The organism is Pseudomonas sp. FME51 (assembly GCF_014897305.1).
Genome location: NZ_JABUYN010000005.1, coordinates 269801 through 292876, shown reverse-complemented (window position 1 = coordinate 292876; position 23076 = coordinate 269801). Strand labels below are relative to the sequence as shown.

Genomic DNA, 23076 nt, shown 5'->3' with positions numbered 1-23076 from the left:
ATTCAGGAATACCCGGCCCCATGGCGCTCCAGTCCATCCCCTGCAAAGTCCACCTCAATATCACCGACACTGACCGCAACGTCTATGAAGATCTGCGTATCACGGTGGCGCGGCACCCCTCGGAGACCGGCCAGCGGCTGGCCTCGCGCATCCTTGCCTATGCGCTCTGGTATCAGGAGCGGTTGGCGTTCGGGCGTGGTTTGTCGGAAGTGGATGAGCCGGCACTGTGGCACAAGAGCCTGGATGACCGCATTGAGCACTGGATCGAGGTTGGCCAACCGGATGCCGATCGCCTGACCTGGTGTTCGCGGCGTGCCGAGCGGGTGTCATTGCTGGCCTATGGCAGCACGCGCGTGTGGGCGAGCAAGATTGTCCCGGCCGTGGCCAACCTGAAGAATGTGAGCATCGCTGTACTGGCCCAGGAGCCGTTGGATGCGCTGGCCAGCGAGCTGGGGCGGACCATCGAGTGGAGCGTGATGATTTCCGATGGTGTGCTCTATGTCAGTGACGCCAATACTCAGCACGAGTTCGTGCTCGAGTGGTTGATGGGGGAGCGCTGAACAGCATGCGTATCGAGTCCCGCGTTGTTCCTGCCGAGCTGCCTGATCTGGGTGATTTGCCACCTCTGTTGACCCGTCTGTATGCCGCGCGAGGGGTTCGTTCGGCCGCCGAACTGGATAAGAGTCTGAAGGCGCTGTTGCCCTGGAAGCTGTTCAAAGGCATGGAGCAGGCGGTGGCGGTGCTGCGCGGGGCGCTGGAGCAGCGCCAATCCATCCTGGTGGTCGGTGATTTCGACTGTGATGGTGCCACCGCCAGCAGTGTCGCGGTGCTCGGATTGCGCGCTTTGGGCGCTGCCCGAGTCGACTATCTGGTGCCCAACCGGTTTGAATACGGCTACGGTCTGACCCCGGAAATTGTCGCCGTGGCGCTGGAGAGTCAGCCGGATGTACTGGTTACCGTGGACAACGGTATTTCCAGTATCGAGGGTGTGGCGGCTGCCAAGGCGGCGGGACTCAAGGTCGTGGTCACCGATCATCACCTGCCCGCCGAGCAGCTGCCGGCTGCCGATGCCATCGTCAATCCCAGTCAGCCCGGCTGCGCGTTCCCCAGCAAGGCGATTGCCGGCGTCGGGGTGATCTTCTATGTGTTGATGGCGTTGCGCGCCGAGCTGCGGGACAACGGCTGGTTCAATCCGCAGCGCCCGGAACCGAATCTGGCCGAACTGCTGGACCTGGTTGCTTTGGGCACAGTGGCCGATGTGGTGCCGCTGGATGCCAATAATCGCATTCTGGTGCATCAGGGGCTGGCACGTATCCGTGCCGGACGCTGCCGGCCGGGCATTCGTGCGCTGCTGGAAGTTGCCCGGCGTCCTGCAGAACGCCTGGTCTCCACCGATCTGGGGTTTATCGTCGGGCCGCGGCTGAATGCGGCCGGACGACTGGATGACATCAGCCTGGGTATCGAGTGCTTGATGACCGACGATGAGCAGCTGGCGCGGGATATGGCGCAGGAACTGGATAGCCTCAATCGCGATCGCAAGAGTATCGAGCAGGATATGCAGAAGCAGGCTCTGGCGATGCTCGATGCGGCGGACCTGCAGGAAGCTGACATGCCGTTCGGTCTTTGCCTGTTCGATGCAGAATGGCATCAGGGAGTGATCGGTATTCTTGCCTCGCGGCTCAAGGACCGCTATCACCGCCCGGTGATTGCCTTTGCTGATGCCGGAAACGGCGAGGTCAAGGGCTCCGCCAGGTCGGTCAGTGGTCTGCATATCCGCGATGCGCTGGATGCGGTGGCGGCGGGCAATCCGGGTTTGATCAGCAAGTTCGGTGGGCACGCCATGGCGGCGGGGCTTTCATTGCCGGCCGCGCATCTGGAGGACTTTCGTGCAGCCTTTGATCGCGAGGTGCGTCGCCAGCTGACGGCCGAGGATCTGACTGGGCGTCTGTTGTCCGATGGTGAGCTTGCCGTGGATGAATTCAATCTGCAGATGGCCGCGCATCTGCGCGAAGCGGGTCCCTGGGGACAGCATTTCCCTGAACCGGGATTCCACGGTGAATTCAACCTGATCCAGCAGCGTCTGGTCGGAGAGAAGCATCTGAAGATGGTGTTGCAGCCTCAAGGTGGAAGTGAGGTCCTGGACGCCATCGCCTTCAACATCGATCCACAGGTCTGGCCGAACCCGAGCATCCGTCAGGTACGTCTGGCCTATAGTATGGATATCAACGAGTACCGTGGCCGGCAAAGTCTGCAGTTGCTGGTAAGACATCTGCAAGCCTGCTGAAAAAAAGCTGCACCTTGCCTGCGCCTATGGTTGGGGCATGGGCCGCGCGGTTTCAATTCGCGACGCAGTCACTGCACGGGGGCCGCGATTTCCGCTACAATGCCCCCTTTTTCCTGACGGGATTTGTCACCATGGAAATCAATCCGATTCTGAATACCATCAAAGACCTGCGTGGCCGCTCCGAGACCATCAGGGGGTATCTTTGACTACGATCAAAAACGTGAACGTCTCACCGAAGTAGAACGCGAGCTGGAAGACCCGAGCGTCTGGAACGAGCCCGAGCGCGCGCAGAATCTGGGCCGCGAGCGTGCCTCGCTGGCACAGATCGTGGAAACCCTGGATGACATGCACACCGGGCTGGGTGATGCCACCGAGCTGCTGGAGATGGCTGTCGAGGAAGACGACGAAAGCGCCGTCGCGGATGTTGTCAGTGAACTTGCGCAACTGCAGACGCGTCTCGAAGCGCTGGAGTTCCGCCGCATGTTCAGCGGTGAGATGGATGAGAACAACGCCTACCTGGATATTCAGTCTGGCTCTGGCGGTACCGAAGCTCAGGACTGGGCCAACATGCTGCTGCGCATGTATCTGCGCTGGGCTGATCATAACGGTTTTGAAGCCACCATCATGGAGCTGACGGCGGGCGAAGTTGCCGGCATCAAAGGTGCGACCATCCACATCAAGGGCTCTTACGCCTACGGCTGGCTGCGTACCGAAATCGGCGTACACCGGTTGGTGCGCAAGAGTCCTTATGACTCCGGCAACCGCCGTCATACCTCGTTCACCGCGGTGTTTGTTTCGCCGGAAATTGATGACAACATCGAGATCGACATTAATCCGTCAGATCTGCGCATCGATACTTATCGTTCATCCGGTGCCGGTGGTCAGCACGTAAACACCACTGACTCGGCGGTACGTATTACCCACATTCCGACCAACACCGTGGTGAGTTGCCAGAACGAACGCTCACAGCACGCCAACAAGGACACCGCGATGAAGATGCTGCGGGCCAAGTTGTACGAGCTGGAAATGCAGAAACGTTCGGCTGCATCTCAAGCCCAGGAAGACAGCAAGTCTGACATTGGCTGGGGGCACCAGATCCGGTCCTATGTACTCGACCAGTCACGGATCAAGGATCTGCGTACCGGCATCGAGGAAAGTGACTGTGATGGGGTGCTGGATGGCGACATCAACGAGTTTCTTGAAGCCAGTCTGAAGCAGGGGCTGTAATTCAGCCTCTGGACCAACCGCCAAGGCGGCACGACTATCGAATTGATTTACCCAGGACATTGAAATGAGCGAACAACCGCTGAATGAGCATGCACTGCAAGAGGAAGAGAACAGCCTGATCGCCCTGCGCAAGGAAAAACTTGCTGCAGAGCGTGCCAAGGGCAAGGTTTTCCCGAACGATTTCCGCCGTGACAGTCTGGCGGGCGACTTGCAGAAAAAGTATGCCGACAGCAACAAGGAAGAGCTGGCCGAAGCCGCGATCCCGGTCAAGGTGGCAGGCCGTATCATGCTCGACCGCGGCGCGTTCATGGTACTTCAGGATATGAGCGGGCGAATCCAGGTGTATGTCGATCGTAAGGGGCTGCCGGCGGAGTCGTTGGCTGAGATCAAGAGCTGGGACCTGGGCGATATCATTGCTGCCGAGGGTACGCTGGCACGCTCCGGCAAGGGTGATCTATACGTGCACATGACAGCAGTCAAGCTGCTGACCAAGTCACTGCGCCCCTTGCCCGATAAGCATCACGGTCTGACCGATACCGAGCAGCGCTATCGTCAGCGCTACGTTGATCTGATGGTCAACGAAGAGACCCGGGACACCTTCCTGGTGCGTTCTAAGGTCATCTCGCATATTCGCAAGTTTCTGGCTGAGCGTGATTTCCTGGAAGTGGAAACGCCCATGCTGCAGACCATCCCCGGTGGCGCAGCGGCCAAACCCTTCGAGACCCATCACAACGCGCTGGATCTGCCGATGTTCCTGCGGATTGCGCCTGAGCTCTACCTCAAGCGGCTGGTGGTGGGCGGCTTCGAGAAGGTCTTCGAGATCAACCGCAACTTCCGTAACGAAGGCGTTTCTACCCGGCACAACCCCGAGTTCACCATGCTCGAGTTCTACCAGGCCTATGCTGACTACGAAGACAACATGGATCTGACCGAGGAGCTGTTCCGCGAGTTGGCCGTGGCAGTGCTCGGCAGCAGCGACGTGCCCTATGGTGACAAGGTCTTCCATTTCGGTGAGCCCTTTATCCGACTGTCGTTGTTCGATTCGATTCTGAAGTACAGCCCGGATATCACTGCCGAAGATCTGCAGGATGTGGAAAAAGCCCGCGCCATCGCGAAAAAAGCCGGTGCCAAGCTGCTTGGTCATGAAGGCCTGGGCAAACTGCAGGTGATGATCTTCGAGGAGTTGGTCGAGCACCTTCTGGAGCAGCCGACCTTCATTACTCGCTATCCCTTCGAGGTGTCGCCGCTGGCGCGTCGCAACGATGAAGATCCGAACGTGACCGACCGTTTCGAGCTGTTCATCGGTGGCCGCGAGATTGCCAACGCCTATTCCGAGTTGAACGATGCGGAAGACCAGGCTGAGCGTTTCCATGCTCAGGTTGCTGACAAGGATGCCGGCGATGACGAGGCCATGCATTTCGACGCCGATTTCGTCCGCGCCCTGGAATACGGCATGCCGCCCACCGCTGGCGAAGGTATCGGTATTGATCGTCTGGTAATGCTGCTGACCGACTCGCCGTCGATTCGCGATGTGATTCTGTTTCCGCATATGCGGCCTGAGGTTTGATCGTTTGATCGTTTGATCGTTTGGCTTTCCGGCCACTCCACAAGTCAGGCAGATCAATGTTTCCTTGCGCGGCAACGAGCAGCGAGCAGCGGAACAATAGGGGAGCACCATCATGGCGGTAAAGCAGAGCGAGCAGTACCAGTTGGTGATCCGCAGTCTGTCCGACCGCATTGTTGATGCGCAGGCGCCGATTCGGGTGCTGGATGCCATCAAGTGGGATGACAATATCCGCGATCAGTTTTTCCGCGATGGCTGCAGCAAACTTCCTGATATTGGTGCTGATTACTACAAGCGCCGTCCACTGTCCTTTGATCCGGCCGAGCGTCTGCAGGTGTTTCAGGACATCGAGCGGGATATTACTCGCCAGCTTGGCACCTTCAATCCGGTCGGTCAGATCATGCGCCGGATGTGCCGCGAGTATCGCATGGTCATCCGCATGCTCGAGGGGCGTGGTACGCCGGAGATGGGCAGGATCTCGCAGGAGTTGTACGGTTCCGCCTCCGACGCCTTCCATGCGGGCGATCCGACCATCACCGACCTGGGCATCACGCTCAGCGAGTCGCTGAGCAATATCGGCAATGACCTGGGACGTGAGCCGAAGACCATTGCTGCACCCGAAGCCGTGGCTATTCTGCAGGAGCGGATGGACCTGGCGTTTCCGGATGATCAGACGGTGCGTGTTTTCGAATCCGATGGCATTGTCGCCGATGCCGCCGCCGGTGCCGATTACATCAAGATCCGCAGTGATGCCATGTTCAACCAGCGCGACCTGAAGATACTCGCGGTGCATGAAGGCATGGTGCATGTGGCGACCAGTCTCAATGGTCAGCATCAGCCGATCTGTACCTTCCTGGCCAAAGGCCCGCCGTCATCCACGGTAACCCAGGAAGGACTGGCGATTCTGATGGAAATCATAACCTTCGCCTCCTACCCCTCGCGTCTGCGCAAGCTGACCAATCGTACCCGAGCGATTCAGCTGGCCGAATCCGGTGGCGATTTTCTTGATGTGTTTGGCTTCTATCGCGGCGAAGGCTACAGCGACGAGGAAAGTTACAATAACGCCAGCCGTGTGTTCCGCGGCTCCAGCAGCGACGGCTTGCCGTTCACCAAGGATCTGGCCTATCTCAAGGGCTTCATTCTGACCTACAACTATATCCAGCTGGCGGTACGCAAAGGCAAGCTGCAGCAGATCCCCTTGCTGTTCTGCGGCAAGACCACGCTGGAAGACATGCGTACCCTGGGTCAGCTGGTGGAAGAGGGGCTTGTCGTGCCGCCGCGTTACCTGCCGGAGCCTTTTGCTGATTTGAACGCGCTGAGTGCCTGGATGTGTTTTTCGGGTTTTCTGACCAATCTCAGCCTTGATCGTATCGAAGCTGATTACGCCAATATTCTCTGACTGGAGTTTTGCATGAGCGAGAAGCAGGAAGTCAACAAGCTGCCTTACATTCTGACAGCCCTGGGAACCTTGTTCCTGACCATGGCTACGCTGCATTTCTACGGCTATCTGAATTTCGTCAGCGAGGAAAAGGGCTTGTTGGTAGCTGAGTTCAGTCTGGTTACCGTGGGTTCGGAAGAGGCGGGCCAGTTGCGCAGCAAGACGCCCAACCATGTGGCGGAATGTGTTGATGGCGTGCTGATTCTGCACAATACCCGGCATAACGGACTTTCCGGTCTGCTGGTAGATGAGCGTCAGCGCGTGGTGCGCTGTAATGAGCAGACCGTTCCGGTTGCCCAATGAGCATGGGTGATCTATCGGGGCGGTTGACCGGTGACTGGAAGCAGGCGCTGGGTGATGAGCTTGAGCAGCCCTACATGCAACAGCTGCGGGACTTTCTGCTGGCCGAGAAAGCGGCCGGTAAGGTGATCTACCCGTCGGGACCGCTGATTTTCAATGCCCTGAACACGACCCCGCTGGACAAGGTCAAAGTGGTCATCATCGGCCAGGACCCTTACCACGGGCCGGGGCAGGCGCATGGGCTGAGCTTTTCCGTGCAGCCGGGCGTACGCACACCGCCTTCGCTGCAGAATATCTTCAAGGAAATTCAGCGCGATCTGGGGTATCCGATTCCGGCTCATGGCGATCTGCGGTATTGGGCCGAACAGGGGGTTTTGCTACTTAACGCGGTACTCACCGTGCAGCAGGGACAGGCCGGCGCACACGCGAAGCGCGGTTGGGAGCGCTTCACCTCGCGGATCATCGACATTCTCAATACCCAGTGCGAGCATCTGGTCTTCATGCTCTGGGGCAATTATGCGCAGCAGAAAGGCGCGCAGATCGAGAGTGCCCGACACCTGATACTCAAGACTGTGCATCCCTCGCCGCTATCGGCGCACCGCGGTTTTATCGGCTGCGGGCACTTTTCTGCAGCCAATGCCTATCTGATCGAACAGGGGCGCGACCCCATTGATTGGCAGCTTCCTGCGCTGCCGAACGACTGAACTCCAGAGGCGAACGCCGGTCGGGTTGAAGCCGCCGGCGGGATGTTCAATGATATGAGCTTTGTTCTCTCAAGGAGCTCGCCATGGAACACGCTCTGCAGCCCTATACCGCACTGGTTCCGCGCACTGATAAGTTGGTGGTGCAGAAGGCCGGACACACCGCCCTGCTGACCATCGACAATCCACCCGCCAATACCTGGGACACCGACACTCTGCACGGCTTGTATGAGCTGATCGGGCATCTCAGTGATGACCCGGATATCTATGCGTTGGTGATCATAGGTCGGGGTGATCGTTTCTTTTCCGCGGGCGCTGATCTGAAGATGTTCGCCGATGGCGACAAGGCCCTTGCGCGTCTGGTGGCGCGGTTGTTCGGTCAGGCATTCGAAGCGTTGCGGGACTTTTCCGGGGTGACCATTGCCGCGCTGAACGGATATGCCATGGGCGGCGGACTGGAATGTGCGTTGGCCTGCGATATCCGCATTGCCGAACGGCAGGTACAGCTGGCGCTGCCGGAAGCCAGCGTCGGCCTGTTGCCTTGTGCTGGTGGTACTCAGGCGCTGGCCTGGCTGGTGGGTGAGGGCTGGGCCAAGCGGATGATTCTCTGCGGGGAGCGGATCGATGGGGTCAAGGCCGAGCGTATCGGATTGGTCGAGGAAGTGGTCGAAGAGGGCCAGGCACTGGCCACCGCGCTGCGACTGGCGGCCCAGGTCAGCCGGCAGAGCCCGCAGGCCGTCAAGGCGTGCAAACAGTTGATCGAGGGCGCCCGCAGTCAGCCGCTGAACAGCTTGCTGGCGGTAGAGCGCGAGCGCTTCGTTGATCTGTTCGATCTTGAAGACACCCGCGAAGGGATCGATGCATTCCTGCAGAAACGTCCGCCCCAGTGGACCAATCGCTGAACAGTGCGGCTTTAGTTGCCGCGCCACTCCTCGGTCAGCCGTTGTACCAACTCGGCCGCCGGTAGCGCTCGTGCCAGCGGCGCGCCCTGGCCGGCCCACTGGGCGGCAAAATCATGGTTTCCCTGCTGGCTGGCAGCGGCGTTCAGTTGCTTGGCAGCATCATAGGCGATCGGATAACCGGCTGGTGGCGGGCTGCCAGCAGCCTCGCCATGACTGATCAGGCGATTGAGCATGCCGCGCGCGGGGCGACCTGACAGGCTGGCGGTTAACCGCGTGGTAGCGGCTCGCTCGCTTTGCAATGCCTGGCGGTAGGCGGCATTGGCCGATGACTCGGGGCACAGAATGAAGGCGGTACCCAGCTGGACGGCGGCTGCACCCAGATCCAGCATGGCGCGAATGCCCTGACCATCCATGATGCCGCCGGCGGCAATCACCGGCAGGCGGGTATTCTGCACCAGCAACCGCACCAGTACTGCGGTACTCAATTGCTCATCATCGGCTGCCGGGTCGAACATGCCCCGGTGCCCGCCGGCTTCGATACCCTGGGCGATAATGGCGTCGATGCCAGCCTGCTCGATCAGTCGGGCTTCCTTCAGATTGGTGGCGGTGGCCAGCAGACAGATCCCGGCGTCCTGCAGTGCCTGGATGCGCTCGGCAGCGGGTAGGCCGAAATGGAAGCTGACCACGGCGGGGCGTAGTTCCAGCAGCATGTCGAATAGCTGATGGTTTTCGACAGCGCTCGGGTAGCCGGCCTTGATGGTGCTGGGTGGCGGCATGCCGATTTCATCGAACAGCGGTGTCAGGTGTTGCAACCAGGCTGCTTCCCGAGCTGCGTCCGGCTGGGCGGGCGCATGGCAGAACAGATTGATATTGAACGGCTTGTCGGTCAGTGCGCGGGTCTGTTCGATCATCTGCCGGGCCTGCTCCAGCGGGCTCGGTCCAATACCCAGCGAGCCGAGCCCGCCGGCATTGCAGACGGCTGCGGCCAGCTCCGGTGTGGCAACACCGGCCATCGGTGCCAGGATAATGGGGAGCTGGATGCCGAGACGGGTCAGGAAAGGGGAGGTGCTGTGCATGATATCTCCTTGCGCTACGGGGTGGCCGAGCGTTCGATTCTACCTCAGCCAAGCAGCAGCATGGCGGCTTCCATCTCAGCGGAGAGGTCTTCCTCATCCTGATCGCCGGCCGGGTTCAGCCCGAGCCGACTGAAGGAGGAGATATCCGCCCAGTCCATCTGCGCAAAAGAATGGTTGCTGCCTTCCAGGCTCTGCAGCATGGCGACCTGCACCACGTCGGCATAATCGGCAGCGCCCGGATTGCGGGTGAACTCCAGATGCTGGCTGGGCACATGGCGCAACGGTTGGGGAAAGTCCCAGGCGGCAAGAATCCGGTCGCCGAGAATAGGATGAATTCGCTCGATGACCTGGTCCAGACTGGCGGGATCGCGCAACAACTGACTGTTGTCTTCGGCATAGCTGAGAATCGGTAATACGCCGATCTGGTGTACCAGGCCAGCGAGCGTTGCCTGATCGGATTTCAACCTGGTGTAGTGCTTGCACAGTACATGGCTGATGCCTGCCACCTCGGTGCTGCGGGCCCAGACTTCGCGCATTTTCTGGTCAATGACATCGGTGGTTGCCTGAAACAACTGCGCCATCGCCAGGCCGGTTGCCAGGTTGGCGGTGTAAACCACGCCCATGCGATTGACCGCCATGTTCAGGTCGGTGATTTCCTGGCGTGATCGCAGTAGGGGGCTGTTCACCACCTTGATCAGGCGCGCGCTCAGCGCGGCATCGGTGCTGATCTGTTTTGCCAGCTCGCTGATGCTGATATCCGGGTCTTCAGCGGCTTCACGAATGCGCAGGGCAACTTCGGGAAGGGTGGGCAGTACCAGCTGGTCTTTGTCGATCGCCTGAATCAATTCTTCCTGAATACGCAGGGCCAGATCCGTCATGACATCTTCCTTGATTAGTCGCTAGCTGCATCAGCAGCCATTTTGTCTTCATAAGGCAGTGTAGCCAATTGTAGTGGCTCAGTGCCGTTCCCTATGTGCAATGTAGGTAATTGTGCGGCTTCGTTCTGCAGAACGGCAAGCAGTTCCATGCCTTTATTGGTGCTGGCAGCGACCACGACTTCACCTACAGCCTGGTTATTGACGCTGTTCATGATGGGCGTTCCCGGTATGGGCAGGTCCATGCCGGCGCCAGTGAGGCGATACATGCGTCGTTTGAGTTTGCCCAGATATTGCATCCGCGCGACGATTTCCTGGCCCGTATAGCAACCTTTCTGAAAGCTGACGCCGCCCAGCTGCTGCAAGTTGAGCATCTGCGGTATGAAGCTTTCCCGTGTCTGGCTGTGCACGTGGCCGATGCCCAGACGTATCTGTTGCAGTTGCCATGCATTCAGTGCGACCGGCTCGGCCTGCTGAGTCAGTGCCGTGGCTATCTCATGGGCACGGCTGGCTGGTAGCCAGAGTTCTGCTGTGGTGTCGTCGAGGGTGATCGCCTGGCCGGCTTCCGGGTCGCTCGTTTCGCGACTGATATCTGCGGCTGCAAGCGCTTCGTCTACATGGCTACCCCAGAGACCCAGCCTTACCCATTGGTCGGTGCTGTCGCTGAGTTGTACCTTGAAAAACGCGGCGTACTTGGCCAGGTCTGCCTGTTGTGGCTGCAACAGCTCTGCATCCATGGCCAGCAGATAGCGCTCCTCTGAGATCTTGAACAGGCGGAAGCTGGACTGCATGCGTCCCTTGGGATTGCAGCGGCTACCCAGAAGGTGGCCGCCGGAGGGCAGGGTGGCAACATCACAGCTGAGCTGACCCTGCAGAAAGCGTGTCGCATCGACACCCTGTACTTCCAGGATGTGTTCATGTTCCAGCAACGCCAGTGCGGTGGCTGGGCTGGAGTCCGATGGCTGTTGTGGAAACAGCGCGGACAGTTCTCTGGTCTCATGCATGATCTGGCTGACTCCGGTGGAGTGAATTGGGTGGATCAATTCTGTACATCATAGGGCCCGGCTTGTGGCTTGTCAGTGCTCTAATATGCGGCAGCGGCTATAATGCGCCCAATGAAGGCGTTTCAACTGACTGGAGATGGGTAATGACGGCGGACGTGGAAAAAAAGCGATTGTACTGGCATAGCCGGCGCGGCATGCTCGAGCTGGATGTTCTGCTGCTGCCCTTTCTGGAGGAGGCCTACTCATCGCTGGATGAAGAGGACCAGGCGCGGTACCGGCAGCTGCTTGAGTGTGAGGACCAGGATATGTTCGGCTGGTTCATGCAGCGCGGCGAACCGGATGACCCGGATCTCAAACGCATTGTGAGGATGATACTGGATCGTGTCCAACCCAACTGATTCATTGCTGCTCCAGCGCCAGCCTTCACGCTGGCTGGGCGGCTTGCTCATCATCATGACCATGCTTGGCTGCATGGCCTTGTACCGCAGCGCCTTGCCGGCACTGCCGGCCTCGCTGTGCGTCTTGCTGTTATTGATGTACTGCTTCTGGATCTGGCCACGGCAGGTAAGTCTGCGCCATGCGCATTCGGTCACCGCATTGCGGTTCGACAGCCAGGGCTGGCATGTATTGCGACGCGATGGCACGGAAATAGGTGCCCGGCTGCTGGCTGATACTTATGTCAGTGCTCTGCTGACGGTGGTACGTCTTCGCGAGCCGGGGCGGCTGTTGCCGATATCGGTAATCCTGCCGGCGGATGCCGCAGCGGAAGATGCGCTGCGGCGGCTGCGGCTGCGGCTGCGCTTCAGTCGTCAGCGCTGGGCGGCTGCAGAATAGTATCCCGGGCTTCGGGTAACAGGTCCGGATAGTCCAGGGTGTAATGCAGGCCGCGGCTCTCATGGCGCAGCATGGCCGAGCGGATGATCAGATCGGCCACCACCGCCAGATTACGCAGTTCCAGCAGGTCCCGGGAAACCGTGTAGTTACTGTAGAACTCGTGGATTTCTGCCAGCAGCATGTCTACCCGGTGCTTGGCCCGCTGCAGACGTTTGGTGGTGCGCACTATGCCGACATAGTCCCACATGAAACGTCGCAACTCATCCCAGTTATGGGAGATGATCACGTCCTCGTCGGAGTCGGTTACCCGGCTTTCATCCCAGCGAGGCAAGGCGTCTGGTAGTCTGGAGCCGGGCAGCTTCTGCAGAATGTCTCGACTGGCTGCGCGGCCGTAGACGATGCACTCCAGCAAGGAATTGCTGGCCATGCGGTTGGCGCCATGCAGGCCGGTGAAGCTGGTTTCGCCGATGGCATAAAGGCCGTTCACGTCTGTCATCCCGGTTTTTTCCACCATCACTCCACCACAGGTGTAATGCGCTGCCGGTACTACCGGGATGGGCTCGCGGGTGATGTCGATACCAAAGCTCAGGCAGCGCTCATATACTGTGGGGAAATGTTCGCGGATGAACTCGGCGGATTTGTGGCTGATGTCCAGGTAGACGCAATCCAGGCCCAGACGCTTCATCTCATGGTCGATGGCCCGCGCGACGATATCGCGGGGGGCCAGTTCGGCGCGCTCGTCAAAGCGGGGCATGAAGCGGCTGCCATCCGGCAGTTTCAGCACGGCGCCTTCGCCGCGCAGGGCCTCGGTGATCAGAAAGCTCTTGGCTCGGGGATGATACAGGCAGGTCGGGTGGAACTGGTTGAATTCCAGGTTGGCCACCCGGCAGCCGGCCCGCCAGGCCATGGCGATACCATCGCCGGAGGCGCCGTCCGGATTGCTGGTATATAAATAGACCTTGCTGGCACCGCCGGTGGCGAGCACGGTAAAGCGGGCGCCGAATGTCTCCACATGGCCGGTGCTGCGATCGAGAATGTAGGCGCCCAGGCAGCGATTGTCCTGTTGGCCCAGTTTGGCGCTGGTGATCAGGTCGACGGCAACGCGGTTCTCCAGCAGCTCGATATTATCGTGCGCTTGAGCCTGTTGCAGTAACGTATTGAAGATCGCTGCGCCGGTAGCATCAGCTGCATGAATGATACGTCTGTGGCTGTGACCACCTTCCCGGGTAAGGTGGAAGTCGTCGGATTGGCTGCCATCTTCACGGCGCCCGCGGGTAAAGGGCACGCCTTGATCCACCAGCCAGCCGATGGCGTCGCGGCTATCGCCGACAATCTGGCGAACGGCGTCCTCGTGACAAAGCCCGCTGCCGGCGATCAGGGTGTCCTGAACATGGGCGTCCACGGTATCCGCATCGTCCAATACGGCGGCCACCCCACCCTGTGCCCAGAAGGTAGACCCTTCCGACAGCTGCCCCTTGCTGATCACCGCGATACGCAGGTTATCCGCCAGATTCAACGCCAGTGTCAGGCCAGCGGCGCCGCTGCCGATTACCAGTACATCGTATTGCTGTTGTCGGGTCATGAAGGTCTCTTGGTTGGCGGGTGCCAGGGTAGTATATATAAGGTAACTGATTCACAATACTGCCACAGAAATCCGGCATGCGGCGCCGCAGAATGCCAAGATATAATCACTTTGCCACCCTGTCTCGGAACTTATTTTCCAATGCAGGCTCTTAGATCTGAACCTGAGTGAGGGGAGAACTTTTGGTTACATCGCGGGTCTATCGCAATAGAACAAGTCCGGCGGTCAGTGCGGTGGTACCGCATCATGACTGAACAAACTGATCAGCAGTTGGTCGAACGGGTGCAACAGGGAGATAAGCGTGCCTTCGATCTGCTGGTGCTCAAATATCAGCACAAGATTCTGGCTCTGGTCACGCGTTTTGTGCATGACTCCCATGAGGCCCAGGATGTGGCCCAGGAGGCTTTCATCAAGGCCTATCGCGCTCTGGCTAATTTTCGGGGGGATAGTGCTTTTTATACCTGGCTGTATCGGATTGCGATCAATACGGCCAAGAACTACCTGGTAGCCAGAGGGCGACGTCCACCGGATTCCGATATCGCCGCCGAGGATGCCGAGTACTACGACGGCGACAGTGCTCTCAAAGATATTCATTCTCCCGAGCGGGAACTGCTGCGGGATGAGATCGAGCAGGTGGTCAACAGAACCCTGCAATTGTTGCCTGAAGATTTGCGAATGGCTCTGACTTTGCGTGAATTCGAAGGTCTCAGCTATGAAGATATTGCCAATGTGATGGAATGCCCGGTGGGTACTGTGCGATCAAGGATTTTTCGAGCACGGGAGGCCATCGACAAAGCCCTGAAGCCATTGCTTGAAGCGTGATGTCAGGGAAACGGTGACGCCCCTGTGGGGCCTATATAATAGAGGTAGAGCAATGAGAAGCGAATCCTTGCGGGAGACTCTCTCCGCGCTCATGGACGACGAGGCAGAGCAATTGGAATTGCGCCGAGTCCTTCATGCCGGTGAAAAGGCTCCGGGCGTCCGCCGTACATGGGAGCGATATCAGTATGCGCGGTCCGTCATGCATAAGGAGCCTTGGCAGACAGGTGTTGATCTGTCCGCTGGTATTGCCGCAGCGCTGGCTGATGAGCCGACCCCGGCGATAGCGCCGTCAGTCAACTCGACGCGCTGGAAATTGCAGCTTGGTCGGGTCGCGGTGGCTGCTTCTGTCACGCTGGCTGTACTGGTCGGCGTGCGGATGGTCAATCAGGAGACCTTGCCTGACAGCAATACCATGGCTGCGGTCGAGCGCACTGCGCCGGCTGTCGGTACCCCAGCAATGGCGTCGGGGCAGGTGCGTCCGGGTGCGGTATTGGCCGGTTTCTCGTCCTTGGCGGATCAAGCCGAACAGGCCCCGTCGAGCGGTCCTTCCGCCTGGCAGGAGCAGCGGATTGGCGACTATCTACGTCGCCATGCGGAAAACAGTGCGCAGGCAGCACCACAACTGGTCCCCTACGCCCGCGCAGCGAGCCTGGAAAATAATTAGTGTTGCGATTGAAACACGTGTTGGGGTGGTCGGGATTGGCTGCCCTGTTGCTTGCTCCCAGCCTCTCGGCTGAAGAAAGCACCCTCTGGCTGGAGCGCATGGCGCAGGCTGCCCGTGAACAGAGCTATCACGGCGTCTATGTCTATGAACGCTCCGGTATCTTCACTACTCAGAACATCTGGCGAAAGGCTGGCGATGACGGCGTACAGGAGCGTCTGGTTCAGACTGCAGGCAGACATCAGGAATGGGTGCGCCGCGACGGCCAGCTGATCTGTGCCACCACCATGCCCCAGACCAATGCCCATCAAAGCATTCCCGCATCGAATACCGAGCCGGCGCAATTGGCGGATTGGTATGGATTGCGTGTGCTGGGCAATACGCATATTGCCTCGCGGCCGGTGACCGTCATCTCTCTGCAACCCCGTGATGCTTTCCGTTATGCCTATGAATTGTACCTGGATAACGAAACAGGGCTGATGCTCAAGTCGCTGCTGGTGGACGAGCGACGTGAGTTGCTCGAACGGTTTCAGTTTGCCGCGATCAGTTTTGATGACCCCGACCCCGAAGATCTTGCACCATCCACCTCCTGTCTGAAATTGGATGTGGCTGAAGATGCATCGACTGAGCTGGCTAACTTCTGGGAGCCGGCATGGCTACCGCCAGGGTTCAAGCTGGGACATCAGCAGGTACAGACGCTGAAAGATACCGAATCGCGCATCACAGCGCAGATCTACAGTGATGGTCTGGCACGCTTCACGCTGTTCGTCGAGCCTCTCGGCAAGGACAGTCTGGCAGAAGATTTGCGCGCTCAGTTGGGACCGACGGTAGCGGTCAGCCGACGCCTGATGGCGGCTGACAATCTGTACCTGGCAACGGTGGTCGGTGAGATTCCGCCCATCACTGCTGAGCGCATAGTTGATTCTCTCAGTGAGTCGATTGCGGGAGCGCAGCGGTGATCGAGGAGCAAGGACGGGTATTGAGTGTGGAACAGGGCGCCGTCTGGGTGGAAACCATCCGGCGCAGCGCCTGCAACAGCTGTCAGGCTCGGGCCGGATGCGGCCAGTCGTTATTGCAGCGGCTGGGCGGGAGGAGGCGCCAGGGATTCATAAGAGTACTGGATGACCGATCCTGTCGGGTCGGTGATGAGATCATCATCGGCGTCCCGGAAAACGCAGTATTGCGGGGATCCTCATTGATTTATATGGTGCCTCTGCTGGCCCTGTTCGCCGGCGCTCTGCTGGCGCAGGCAGTCGGTGCAGGTGAGCCTCTGATCATATTGGCCGGGTTTTCCAGTCTGGCTGTTGGGTTTGTTGCAATACATTGGCATGCCGGTCGTCTGGGCTCGGATCCGGGATTCACTCCGCGCGTGATTGGCAGGGTCGGCGGCTCGCATATTGTCAGCGGTTTACAGGAAAGGAGTGGGGGTTGATATGACATCAGTACAGCGATGGGTGCTTGGGATTGCCGGTATCTGGTTGATGACCTGGCAGACATTGGCGGTGGCACAACTGCCCGACTTCACCGAATTGGTCGAAGAGGCCTCCCCAGCGGTGGTCAATATCAGTACCCGGCAGAATGTCACGCGTCGTGCGGCGGGTCCGATGATGCCGGATATGGAAGGTCTGCCACCGATTTTCCGTGAATTCTTCGAACGCAGTTTCCCTGATGGCTCCCAATCTGCACCGCAGCGTCAGGCGCAATCACTGGGTTCGGGCTTTATTGTTTCCAAAGACGGTTACGTTCTGACCAATAATCACGTGGTGGCCGGGGCGGACGAAATTTTCGTACGCCTGTCGGATCGCCGCGAGTTGGAAGCCGAGCTGATCGGCGCGGATCCGCGTTCGGACCTTGCCTTGCTGAAGGTTGAAGCGGGTGCTGATCTGCCGGTGGTACGCATGGGCAAATCTGCCGAATTGAAAACCGGTGAGTGGGTGCTGGCGATCGGTTCGCCCTTTGGTTTCGAATATTCGGTGACTGCCGGTATCGTCAGCGCCAAGGGTCGCAGCCTGCCCAATGAAAGCTATGTACCTTTCATTCAGACGGATGTGGCGATCAACCCCGGTAACTCTGGTGGCCCGCTATTCAACCTGCAGGGTGAAGTGGTGGGGATCAACTCACAGATCTTCACCCGCTCCGGCGGGTTCATGGGCTTGTCCTTTGCCATTCCGGTGGATGTGGCCATGGATGTGGTCGAGCAGCTGAAGAGTGAAGGTGCGGTGCGTCGTGGCTGGCTGGGTGTGGTGATTCAGGAGGTCAACAAGGACCTCGCAGAGTCCTTCGGTCTGGAGCGTCCAGCGGGTGCGCTGGTGGCTCAGATCATGCCGGATGGGCCGGGCGACAAGGGTGGTCTGAAAGTCGGTGATGTGATTCTGCGATTAAACGGCAATGACATCGTCATGTCATCCGATCTGCCGCATGCGGTGGGGCGTCTGCGTCCCGGCAGCAAGGCGACCATGGATATCATTCGTGATCGCAAGCGTCAGAAGCTGGAGCTGGAGATCGGAGCGCTGCCCGACGACAACGCACAGGTCATGGGCCCGGGTGCCCCGTCGCCACATGCGCCCGGGACGACAGATAACCGGCTGGGTATTGCGGTTGTCGAGCTGACTGACGAGCAGAAGAAAGGTTTGGATGTTCCCGCTGGTGTGGTGGTGCGTGAGGTGACTCCCGGTCCTGGGGCAATGATCGGGCTGCGTCCTGGTGACGTCATCACCAATCTGAACAACCGCGCGGTTGAATCCGCTGCGGATTTCACCGACATTGCCAGCAGTCTCCCGGTGGATCGCTCCGTTTCCATGCGAGTGATTCGCCAGGGGCGGGCAAGCTACATCACTTTCCGACTGGCCGAATAAACCAGCCCTGCCTGCAGGGAGATCGGCGGCAGCATGGCTGCGATCTCCCCTCGCACAGATAGCGCGGCGGAGCGTAATCAGGTAGACTTGCGGGCTGTTTTCGGGGTAGTCCCCCCGGTCACCGCCATGTCTGGCAAACCACGTCTGGAAGAATCTTGCAGTGAGCGACCTGAGCCTGATCCGCAATTTTTCAATTATTGCCCACATCGACCACGGTAAATCTACCCTTGCCGACCGCTTCATTCAGATCTGCGGAGGGCTGACCGAACGTGAGATGGCGTCACAGGTTCTGGATTCCATGGATCTCGAGCGTGAGCGCGGTATCACCATCAAGGCTCACAGTGTGACCTTGTACTACACCGCGAAGGACGGCAAGACCTATCAGCTGAACTTCATCGATACGCCCGGTCACGTGGATTTCCACTACGAGGTCAGCCGCTCCCTGGCAGCCTGTGAAGGCGCATTGCTGGTGGTCGATGCGGCACAGGGCGTTGAGGCGCAATCGGTAGCCAACTGTTATACGGCCATCGAACAGGGCCTGGAAGTGATGCCGGTGCTGAACAAGATCGACCTGCCCCAGGCCGAGCCCGAGCGAGTGCAGGCCGAGATCGAGAGCGTCATCGGCATTGATGCCACCGACGCGGTGACCTGCAGCGCGAAGAGCGGCATGGGTGTCGAGGACGTGCTGGAGCGTCTGATCGCAGTGATTCCACCACCGGTGGGCGAGATTGAGGCGCCGCTGCAAGCGCTGATCATCGATTCCTGGTTTGACAACTATCTGGGTGTGGTCTCGCTGGTGCGCGTCAAACAGGGCCGGATCAAGAAGGGTGACAAGGTCCTGGTCAAATCCACCGGCAAGGTGCATCAGGTCGACAGCGTCGGTGTTTTCAATCCCAAGCATACCGAAACCGGCGATCTCAAGGCCGGGGAAGTGGGCTTCATCATTGCCGGTATCAAGGACATCCATGGTGCGCCGGTAGGTGACACCCTGACCCTGTCCAATACGCCGGATGTGGATATGCTGCCCGGTTTCAAGAAGGTCCAGCCGCAGGTCTACGCGGGTCTGTTCCCGGTCAGTTCCGATGATTTCGAAGATTTTCGCGACGCACTGTCGAAGCTCACGCTCAACGATGCTGCGCTGCAATACGAGCCGGAAAGCTCGGATGCACTGGGCTTCGGCTTTCGGATCGGTTTCCTCGGCATGCTGCACATGGAGATCATTCAGGAGCGCCTTGAGCGCGAGTACAACCTCGACCTGATCACCACCGCGCCCACCGTGATATTCGAGGTGGTGAAGAAGGATGGCGAGAAGATCTACGTCGATAACCCTTCACGACTGCCCGACCCTTCACTGGTCGACGAAATGCGCGAGCCCATCGTGCGGGCCAACATTCTTGTGCCTCAGGATCATCTCGGCAGTGTCATTACGCTGTGTATCGAGAAGCGCGGCGTGCAGCATGACCTGGTGTTTCTCGGCACTCAGGTGCAGGTGATCTATGATCTGCCGATGAACGAGGTGGTGCTGGACTTCTTTGACCGCCTGAAGTCGGTCAGCCGGGGTTATGCGTCACTGGATTACGCGTTTGATCGATTCCAGGCCGCCAATCTGGTGCGCCTGGATGTGTTGATCAACAACGAGAAGGTCGATGCGCTGGCGTTGATCGTGCATCGCGACAACGCTGCGTTCAAGGGGCGTCAGCTGGTCGAGAAAATGAAAGAGCTGATTCCGCGCCAGATGTTCGATGTTGCCATTCAGTCTGCGGTGGGTGGGCAGGTGGTGGCGCGTTCGACGGTCAAGGCGCTGCGCAAGAATGTCATCGCCAAGTGTTACGGTGGCGATGCCAGCCGGAAGAAGAAGTTGCTTGAGAAACAGAAGGCCGGCAAGAAGCGCATGAAGCAGGTAGGTAACGTCGAGATTCCACAGGAAGCCTTCCTGGCAGTCTTGAAAGTGGATAGCTAGGATGTCCACTGCAGCGGGACCGTCCATCAATACACCCCAGGGGTAACGCAAGACCGATTATGCATATCAACTTTCCGCTGTTGCTGGTGATCGCCGTGGCCGTCACCGGTCTGTTGGCACTGTTGGATTTCATCTGGTTTGCACCCAGGCGGCGACGGGCCATGGCTGCCTACGAAGCAGGCGTCGAGGTGGCCGATGCCGGCACCCTGGAGCGTCTGAACAAGGAACCGCTACTGGTTGAGTACGGCAAATCCTTCTTCCCGGTGCTGGCCGTGGTACTGATTCTGCGCTCGTTTCTGGTTGAGCCGTTCCAGATTCCGTCTGGTTCCATGAAGCCGACCCTGGAAATTGGTGACTTCATTCTGGTCAACAAGTTTTCCTACGGGATTCGGTTGCCGGTGCTGGAAACCAAGATCATTCCGGTGAGCGACCCGCAGCGCGGCGATGTGATGGTGTTCCGTTACCCGAACGATCCGCGGATCAACTACATCAAACGCGTCGTCGGCCTGCCGGGCGACGTCGTTCGTTATGCCGACAAGCAGTTGTCCGTCAATGGCACGCCGGTAGAGCGTGAACTGTTACGCACTATGGGCGATGACGAAGTACCTGCCGGCCATCCGTTGCAGGCTAGGGCGACGGTCGATATCTATCTGGAAGAACTGGGCGAGGCCTCCCACGAGGCACGTTACAAACGCCTGTCGCAGACGCCTGCAGCGCAGGAATGGACAGTGCCCGAAGGGCACTACTTCATGATTGGCGACAACCGTGACAACTCCAATGACAGTCGTTACTGGTCCGCACCGAACATGCCGAGGGAGTTGTGGGGCATGGTCCCGGACAACTATATTGTCGGCAAGGCCTTTGCCATATGGATGCATTGGCCCGAGCCGAAGCTGAGCAATCTGCCGAGCTTTGCACGAGCTGGGTTGATTGATTAGCACGCGTCTGGAAACCAGAGGCTTTCGGGGTAACCCTTCTGCCAGGGATATGGCAGCAAAATCTATAACATCAACAACGGACGTACGAGGTTATCCCATGCGCCATTCTCAGAAAGGTATGTCGTTTTTTGGCTGGCTGGCGGTCATTGCACTGCTGGTGTTCGGTGCGGTCACCGCGATGAAGTTGGTGCCGATCTATATGGATCATTTTGCCTTGCGCAAAATCGTCACCACGGTGAACGAAGATCCGTCGGTGAAGATCAATTCGCTGCGCGATCTGCATGCACATATCAACAAGGGCATGCAGATCAACAGTATCCGCGACATCAAGGCAGATGAGGCGATTACCGTGACCGCCAGCGGAACCAATACCTATACTGTCATTATCAAGTATGAGGTGCGTTCACCCATGCTGCGAACCGTGGACCTTCTGGTCCATTTCGATGAAACCCATATTGTCAGACCTCTAAAGTGAGCAATAAGCTAGACCGACTGGAAAGAAGAATAGGCTACAGTTTCAAGGATCAGGACCTGTTGGTTCTGGCGTTGACCCATCGTAGCCTGGGGGGGCGCAACAACGAACGCCTGGAATTTCTCGGCGACTCGATTCTCAACTTCGTTGCTGCCGAGGCGTTGTTCGAGCGCTTTCCGCAGGCGCGGGAAGGGCAGCTTTCCCGCCTTCGCGCACGCCTGGTCAAGGGCGTGACACTGGCCGAGCTGGCCAAGGGTTTCGAGCTGGGTGATTACCTGCGGCTGGGCTCGGGCGAGCTGAAAAGTGGCGGTTTCCGCCGCGAATCGATTCTTGCCGACACCACCGAAGCCATCATCGGCGCCATCTACCTGGACAGCGGTATGGAGGCGGCGCGCGAACGCATATTGTTGTGGTTGACCGGGCATATCGAACTGCTGACCCTGGTGGATAACAACAAGGATCCCAAGACGCGGCTGCAGGAATATCTGCAGGGCCAGCACTGTGATCTACCTGAATATGAAGTCATCGATGTCAGTGGCGAGGCACATTGCCGGGTTTTCCGTGTCGAATGTCGCGTGGTACCGATGACCGGGCATACCTTTGGCGTCGGCAACAGCCGACGTCTGGCGGAGCAGGAAGCCGCACAGAAAGCCTTGATCGCCTTGGGCGTGGAGAAAGTGAATGAGTGATACCGCACCTCGTTGTGGCTATGTTGCCATTGTCGGTCGACCGAACGTGGGCAAATCGACACTGCTCAACCACATCCTTGGCCAGAAGCTGGCGATTACCTCCCGCAAGCCTCAGACCACCCGGCACACACTGCTCGGTATCAAGACCGAGGGTGACGTGCAGGCGATCTATGTGGACACCCCCGGTCTGCACAAGGACAACGACAAGGCCCTGAACCGCTTCATGAACAAGAGCGCCTCCCAGGCGTTGCGTGATGTGGATGTGGTGCTGTTCGTGGTGGATCGCATGCGCTGGACCGAAGAAGATGAAATGGTCTGGAACAAGGTTCGCCACCTTGAGTGCCCGGTGATACTGGTGGTGAACAAGGTCGACCGGCTGGAAAACAAGAAAGAGATGTTGCCGCATCTGGAATGGTTGACTCAGCAGTTGCCCAAGGCAGAAGTGGTGCCGGTATCGGCATTGAACGGCGGCAATCTCGATCATCTGCAGACTGTGATCGCCGGCTTGCTGCCCGAAGGCGAGCATTTCTATCCGGATGACCAACTGACTGATCGCAGCTCGCGTTTTCTTGCCGCTGAGCTGGTGCGGGAGAAGGTCATGCGCCAGCTGGGTGCCGAGATTCCCTATCAGGTGGCAGTCGAGATCGAGCAGTTCCAGCAGGAAGGCAAAGTACTGCACATTCACGCGTTGATTCTGGTCGAGCGCGAAGGCCAGAAGAAGATCATCATCGGTGATGGTGGCGATCGCATGAAGAAGATCGGCCAGGAAGCACGCCTGGACATGCAGAAACTGTTCGGCAGTAAGATCATGCTCAATCTGTGGGTCAAGGTTCGTCGCGGCTGGTCCGACGACGAGCGTGCCCTGAACTCGCTGGGTTATCGTTTCGACTGA

At 58.8% G+C, this 23076-nt stretch carries 24 protein-coding genes; 20 read left to right on the top strand and 4 right to left on the bottom strand.

Annotated elements, in window-relative coordinates; all coding sequences use genetic code 11:
• Positions 1–20: 20 nt before the first annotated feature.
• The 8 genes from INT39_RS11475 to INT39_RS11440 all read left to right on the top strand — a co-directional run bounded on the left by INT39_RS11475 (position 21) and on the right by INT39_RS11440 (position 8416).
• A complete protein-coding gene (locus INT39_RS11475; RefSeq protein WP_193074045.1) occupies positions 21–560 on the top strand; it encodes a YaeQ family protein in 540 nt (179 codons plus the stop codon).
• 5 nt (positions 561–565) lie between these two features.
• The gene (recJ, locus tag INT39_RS11470; protein WP_193074044.1) at positions 566–2284 is read left to right on the top strand and encodes a single-stranded-DNA-specific exonuclease RecJ; all 1719 of its coding nucleotides are present in this window, start codon (positions 566–568) and stop codon (positions 2282–2284) included.
• A 131-nt stretch (positions 2285–2415) separates the two neighbouring features.
• Positions 2416–3511 (top strand): peptide chain release factor 2 gene (gene prfB, locus INT39_RS11465; RefSeq protein WP_193074043.1). Its coding sequence is split into 2 segments (ribosomal slippage): positions 2416–2487 and positions 2489–3511, totalling 1095 coding nucleotides; the frame shifts between segments, so codons are not numbered across the junction.
• Positions 3512–3575: 64 nt separating this feature from the next.
• A complete protein-coding gene (gene lysS, locus INT39_RS11460) occupies positions 3576–5078 on the top strand; it encodes a lysine--tRNA ligase (protein ID WP_193074042.1) in 1503 nt (500 codons plus the stop codon).
• A 112-nt stretch (positions 5079–5190) separates the two neighbouring features.
• Positions 5191–6474 (top strand): flavohemoglobin expression-modulating QEGLA motif protein, encoded by a 1284-nt coding sequence (locus tag INT39_RS11455; protein ID WP_193074041.1) that lies wholly within the window; start codon positions 5191–5193, stop codon positions 6472–6474.
• Between the two features lie 12 nt (positions 6475–6486).
• Entirely contained in the window at positions 6487–6816 is a 330-nt protein-coding gene (locus INT39_RS11450) for a hypothetical protein (protein ID WP_193074040.1), read from the top strand.
• Complete coding sequence (gene ung, locus INT39_RS11445; protein ID WP_193074039.1) at positions 6813–7517, top strand: uracil-DNA glycosylase; 705 nt, start codon at positions 6813–6815, stop codon at positions 7515–7517. The genes INT39_RS11450 and ung overlap by 4 nt, the downstream gene beginning before the upstream one ends.
• An 83-nt stretch (positions 7518–7600) precedes the next feature.
• The gene (locus INT39_RS11440) at positions 7601–8416 is read left to right on the top strand and encodes an enoyl-CoA hydratase (RefSeq protein WP_193074038.1); all 816 of its coding nucleotides are present in this window, start codon (positions 7601–7603) and stop codon (positions 8414–8416) included.
• Between the two features lie 11 nt (positions 8417–8427).
• Here the strand turns inward: INT39_RS11440 and INT39_RS11435 are convergent, their stop codons facing one another.
• Genes INT39_RS11435 through INT39_RS11425 form a run of 3 tightly spaced genes read right to left on the bottom strand, consistent with a single transcriptional unit; the run spans position 8428 to position 11371 of the window.
• Positions 8428–9492, bottom strand: a complete 1065-nt coding sequence (locus INT39_RS11435; RefSeq protein WP_193074037.1) for an NAD(P)H-dependent flavin oxidoreductase — start codon at positions 9490–9492, stop codon at positions 8428–8430.
• Positions 9493–9536: 44 nt separating this feature from the next.
• Positions 9537–10370: an HDOD domain-containing protein gene (locus INT39_RS11430; RefSeq protein ID WP_193074036.1), complete on the bottom strand. Its 834-nt coding sequence runs from the start codon at positions 10368–10370 to the stop codon at positions 9537–9539.
• Positions 10371–10384: 14 nt separating this feature from the next.
• The gene (locus INT39_RS11425) at positions 10385–11371 is read right to left on the bottom strand and encodes a YgfZ/GcvT domain-containing protein (RefSeq protein ID WP_193074035.1); all 987 of its coding nucleotides are present in this window, start codon (positions 11369–11371) and stop codon (positions 10385–10387) included.
• A 143-nt stretch (positions 11372–11514) separates the two neighbouring features.
• On the opposite strand from INT39_RS11425, the gene INT39_RS11420 reads away from it, so the two are divergent.
• Together INT39_RS11420 and INT39_RS11415 are read left to right on the top strand one after the other, a co-directional pair.
• The gene (locus tag INT39_RS11420; RefSeq protein WP_193074034.1) at positions 11515–11769 is read left to right on the top strand and encodes a succinate dehydrogenase assembly factor 2; all 255 of its coding nucleotides are present in this window, start codon (positions 11515–11517) and stop codon (positions 11767–11769) included.
• Positions 11753–12205: a hypothetical protein gene (locus tag INT39_RS11415; protein WP_193074033.1), complete on the top strand. Its 453-nt coding sequence runs from the start codon at positions 11753–11755 to the stop codon at positions 12203–12205. The genes INT39_RS11420 and INT39_RS11415 overlap by 17 nt, the downstream gene beginning before the upstream one ends.
• On the opposite strand, the gene nadB is transcribed toward INT39_RS11415, so the two are convergent.
• Positions 12174–13787, bottom strand: a complete 1614-nt coding sequence (nadB, locus tag INT39_RS11410) for an L-aspartate oxidase (RefSeq protein WP_193074032.1) — start codon at positions 13785–13787, stop codon at positions 12174–12176. The genes INT39_RS11415 and nadB overlap by 32 nt on opposite strands.
• Before the next feature lie 246 nt (positions 13788–14033).
• Between nadB and rpoE the strand changes: the two genes are divergently transcribed.
• The 10 genes from rpoE (at position 14034) to era (ending at position 23076) form a co-directional block, all read left to right on the top strand.
• Positions 14034–14609: an RNA polymerase sigma factor RpoE gene (gene rpoE / locus INT39_RS11405; RefSeq protein ID WP_226944708.1), complete on the top strand. Its 576-nt coding sequence runs from the start codon at positions 14034–14036 to the stop codon at positions 14607–14609.
• Between the two features lie 52 nt (positions 14610–14661).
• Positions 14662–15273 (top strand): sigma-E factor negative regulatory protein, encoded by a 612-nt coding sequence (locus tag INT39_RS11400; RefSeq protein WP_193074031.1) that lies wholly within the window; start codon positions 14662–14664, stop codon positions 15271–15273.
• Complete coding sequence (locus INT39_RS11395; protein ID WP_193074030.1) at positions 15273–16229, top strand: MucB/RseB C-terminal domain-containing protein; 957 nt, start codon at positions 15273–15275, stop codon at positions 16227–16229. The genes INT39_RS11400 and INT39_RS11395 overlap by 1 nt, the downstream gene beginning before the upstream one ends.
• Positions 16226–16702, top strand: coding sequence for a SoxR reducing system RseC family protein (locus INT39_RS11390; protein WP_193074029.1), 477 nt, complete (start codon positions 16226–16228; stop codon positions 16700–16702). The genes INT39_RS11395 and INT39_RS11390 overlap by 4 nt, the downstream gene beginning before the upstream one ends.
• Positions 16703–16751: 49 nt before the next feature.
• On the top strand, positions 16752–18125 hold the full coding sequence (locus tag INT39_RS11385) for a DegQ family serine endoprotease (RefSeq protein WP_319021351.1): 1374 nt from the start codon (positions 16752–16754) through the stop codon (positions 18123–18125).
• 160 nt (positions 18126–18285) lie between these two features.
• Entirely contained in the window at positions 18286–20085 is a 1800-nt protein-coding gene (gene lepA, locus INT39_RS11380; protein ID WP_193074027.1) for a translation elongation factor 4, read from the top strand.
• A gap of 59 nt (positions 20086–20144) precedes the next feature.
• Positions 20145–21023, top strand: a complete 879-nt coding sequence (lepB, locus tag INT39_RS11375; protein WP_193074026.1) for a signal peptidase I — start codon at positions 20145–20147, stop codon at positions 21021–21023.
• Between the two features lie 97 nt (positions 21024–21120).
• Positions 21121–21498: a DUF4845 domain-containing protein gene (locus tag INT39_RS11370; RefSeq protein WP_193074025.1), complete on the top strand. Its 378-nt coding sequence runs from the start codon at positions 21121–21123 to the stop codon at positions 21496–21498.
• Positions 21495–22184 carry a ribonuclease III gene (gene rnc, locus INT39_RS11365; RefSeq protein ID WP_193074024.1) on the top strand — a complete coding sequence of 230 codons (690 nt, stop codon included), beginning with the start codon at positions 21495–21497 and terminating at the stop codon, positions 22182–22184. The genes INT39_RS11370 and rnc overlap by 4 nt, the downstream gene beginning before the upstream one ends.
• Complete coding sequence (gene era, locus INT39_RS11360; protein WP_193074023.1) at positions 22177–23076, top strand: GTPase Era; 900 nt, start codon at positions 22177–22179, stop codon at positions 23074–23076. Before rnc ends, era begins: the two co-directional genes overlap by 8 nt.